The following is a 2347-nucleotide window of genomic DNA, read 5'->3' as shown; positions in this document are numbered from 1 at the left end:
GGCTACGGCCCGCCCGGCGCCGCCAGCCCGCGCCGCCCGGTCGTGGACGACCTCGACCCGGTGGCGGGGTAGCGGGGCCGCCGTCCACGGCCGGCACTCGCGTCCGGCTCGTCTCCGGAACCGGAGACGAGCCGGACATCGTCGCGTTGTGGGCCGGCTTGTGGCCGCGCCGCCGCGCTATCCGGGGCCGACCGGTGGCGCCCAGGCACCTCGGACGATCCGGCCGCTGATCCCGGCGGGCCTGATCCGCACCCAGGTGTCGCGCTCGCCGCCGGCCCACGGGTCGGGGTCGGCGTGCCGCCCGTACCAGCGCACCGCGTCCTCGTCGGGGACGACCGTGGCGGTGCCCCTGACCAGCACGCTCCAGCCGATGGCGAACACCTCGTCGAGCCGGTCGACCTCGAAGGCGACCTGCCGGCCCTCGACATCGGCGAGCAGACCGCCGGTGGCCGTGCGGTACAGGATGGTGGCGTCGAGCACCCGGTAGTTGACGGGAAGGGCGACCGGCCCGCCGGCCGGCGTCGTCAACACCACCCGGCCCACACCGCCCGGTGAGAGCCTGGCCCAGCATGCCGTCGGGTCCAGCTCCTCCAGTGTCACCCCGGCGTTCGCCCGGGCCTGCCCGGGCGGCACCTCGTGGCCGCAGCCGAGCAGATCGCCGACGGTCGTGTCCAGCGTGTCGGCCAGCCTGGTGAGCACGCCGGCGCCGAGGGGCGACGCGCTGGTCTCCACGAACTCCACGAATCCCGGCTCCATGCCGCTCCTCGCCGCCACCTCCGCACGGGTGAGACCCAGCTCCCGGCGGCGGTGGGCGATCCGTCGCCCGAGGTCGCCGGGGTTGGCCGGGCAGGGGTACTCCGCGTGGTCGTGCGGGTCCGTCATCGGTACCTCCGTGGGTCGGCCCGGCCTCGGGCCGGGGCGCCGGTCGGGACGGTCTCGGCCCCGCGCCGGCGCTGTCACCGGCTCCTCGCGGAGCCCTCACCGCCCATCGTCAGCTGCCGTGTCACCGCCGGAGCAGGGCCGGTCGGACCCGGGCGGCAGGCCGGTGGGCCCCGGCGCTCCCGGGGCAGGTCCGACCGGCCCCGCGCCCCCGGGCCGGTCCGCGCACCGGGAGACACCCCCGATGGGTCCCGGCGGGGGACCGACCGGCCCTGCGAGCTCACCGGCCCCGGCGAGGAGAGTGGGCGACGACTGCGCGCCCTCGGCTGCCAGGCCCGGGCGGTCGAGCGCTCGTCCTCTGGGAGAGCGGCTCCGTCGCGCTGGAAGGCGTCCTGCTGGGCAGTCTCCTCGGTGTGCTCACCACCTGGCTGATGTCCCAGAATGGCTCTGCCTTCACCGGACTCGAAAGCGGCTTCCCGATCGAGTGGGCCCATCCTCACCCTGGCGGCATCCCTCCTGGCCGCACCCGGCCCGGCCCGCCACGCAGCCCGCATCCGCCCGGCCCTCGCGGTCCGCCCCTCCGCCTGAGCGGAAGCGGCCGGCCGAGCAGGTCGATTCATCGCACGGGGCGGCCGCTGCCAGCCCGGGCCGTGGGGCACCCGGACGAGGAGTCGACATCTCGAAGCGTGAGGGCCGTCTCTGCTGTCCCGCGAAAACCGCAGATCAGCACGTTGGGTGACCTACGAGGTCAAACAACAGGCCCAGCCCGACCGAGCTTCGCCACCACGCGCCCCAAGCCCCTTGGCCCGCATTGTCAAGGAACGTTGCACGCTGCGCCCGATCCGTAGATCTCGCCCGCTATAGCGTGCGATCACAGGCAGAGCAAGCCACCGTCAGGTGCCCCGCTCACCCGAAGGGCCGGCGCGGCCGCGCCATGGGTGCCCTTCAGGAAGTCGACAGTCCAGACCTGACCACACGGGGGAACATCGTGAAGAGCATCTGGAAATCCACGGTCGTACTGTCCGGCGCACTGGCGGCGGTGATCGCCTCGGGTGCCGCCGCGTCCGCCGAGACCGGCTACGGCACCCAAGCGTGGGGGAACTGCACGAACAGCGTGGTGATGGGCCGCGAAGGCGGCCAGGTGTCCGCGTACGCGATCACCAAGTGCAAGACCGCCCACGAGTACATCAATCCCGCGGTCGGGCTCGCGGGTCACTCGGGCAAGTACGGTCTCGTGGACAAGACCGTGGTCTGCCACTGGGCCAGTTACTGCGAGACCCCGAAGGTCTACCTGACCGAGATCACTGGAGTCGACTACAGCGCCAGCAACTTCGGATCGGTCGGCGGAGACCCCTTCAACTGGCCGCCGAGCGCCGTCGCGCACGCGAGCCTCATCGGCGGCGACCGGACTGTGCGGGCGGGTTCGGAGGCGGGTTCGGGCCGAGTGCGCTGGGCGGACTTCGACGGG

General features: G+C 73.5%; 2 protein-coding genes. One reads left to right on the top strand and one right to left on the bottom strand.

The annotated features are described in order from the left end of the window. Positions 1 to 177: 177 nt before the first annotated feature. Positions 178 to 882, bottom strand: a complete 705-nt coding sequence (locus ABZ885_RS39590; protein WP_360199813.1) for a pyridoxamine 5'-phosphate oxidase family protein — start codon at positions 880 to 882, stop codon at positions 178 to 180. 985 nt (positions 883 to 1867) lie between these two features. On the opposite strand from ABZ885_RS39590, the gene ABZ885_RS39585 reads away from it, so the two are divergent. Further along, positions 1868 to 2347, top strand: a 480-nt coding sequence (locus ABZ885_RS39585) for a hypothetical protein (RefSeq protein WP_360199811.1), incomplete at its 3' end; no start/stop codon positions are given.

The sequence above is a fragment of the Kitasatospora sp. NPDC047058 genome (assembly GCF_040643935.1).
GTDB lineage: Bacteria > Actinomycetota > Actinomycetes > Streptomycetales > Streptomycetaceae > Kitasatospora.
The sequence above is the reverse complement of the archived record's forward strand: the minus strand, read 5'-3'. Positions and strand labels throughout refer to the sequence as shown.